Here is a 1,002-nt window from a genome sequence, read left to right on the forward strand (position 1 = left end):
GGACAAGGCGGGGCGGGGCGCGCGGCGCTCTTCTGCTGGTCATCGGGGCAGCTCCTGTTCCGGGAAGGGGGCGGCAGACGAGGTCAGGCCGAGCATCGGGTGCGCGGCGACCGGGGCGGCGGGGCGCTGGCAGGTGGTTCGGACGTCGCGCCGGCGGAGGGCGCGGTCCGCTGAGTGGCGGCGTGCGGGGAGGAGGCGCGGGCGGCTCGGCGCCGGTCCACTTCCGGGTTCTGGACGGCGGGCGGCTTGGTGTCCGCGACCGCGTCGCTGCCGAGGACATCGCTGAGCAGTTCCCTGGACCGCAGGGCAGGTACCTCGTCGCGGTACTTGGGGTCGCTGAGTTCCGCAGGGAACGCGGCGATCATGTCCTCGGCGACCTCCAACTCCTCCTGGACGTCCCGCAACAGGCGGGTGGCGGCGGCCAGCCGTGTCCACGTCTCGAAGGTCGGGTTGTGGTGCGGGTTCTCGAAGGTCAGACGGGCTCGGGTCCAGTCGGCCGCTGCAGCCACGAGTTCGGTCAGCTGCGGGAGGGCCCCGACCAGGGCTCCGTTGACCTCCTCGATGATTCCGGCGACCTCATGGGGAGTTGCTGTCTCGGTGAGCCGGGCGATCATCCCGGGGACGGAGTACGGGTCGGCCGACGGGTGGGGTAGGTGTCGGACTTGCAGGGGCGCGTCGGAGCCGGACGCCTCGCCGCCGTAGGCAAGCCGGATGTTGTGCTGCATCGCGGCGCCGATGGCCTCGCCGATGCTCGGGTAGAACTCGGGCACTGTTCCTCCTCGGTCGTGGTGCTGGACGGTGCCGGGTAAATGGGGAGCACGCGCAGTGCGTGCTCCCCACCTGGATGGATAGGCCCCTCGGCCCTTGGCCGGCCTGAAGGCGGACGAGCTGGCCACAGCGTCAGTGGCCCGCATGAGGTAGGTGCGCGCCAGCCCGACGGAGGGAGCACGGGAGGAGAGCATCGGGATCACCGGGTCCGAGGACTGGGGACCTGCGGCGGAC

Annotated in this window: 1 protein-coding gene; it reads right to left on the reverse strand. The window is 71.8% G+C overall.

What is annotated here, in order from left to right; genetic code table 11:
• Positions 1-83: 83 nt before the first annotated feature.
• Positions 84-770 carry a hypothetical protein gene (locus RB628_RS40860; protein ID WP_318325702.1) on the reverse strand — a complete coding sequence of 229 codons (687 nt, stop codon included), beginning with the start codon at positions 768-770 and terminating at the stop codon, positions 84-86.
• Positions 771-1,002 lie beyond the last annotated feature (232 nt).

The organism is Streptomyces sp. ADMS, assembly GCF_033441795.1.
Lineage (GTDB): Bacteria > Actinomycetota > Actinomycetes > Streptomycetales > Streptomycetaceae > Streptomyces.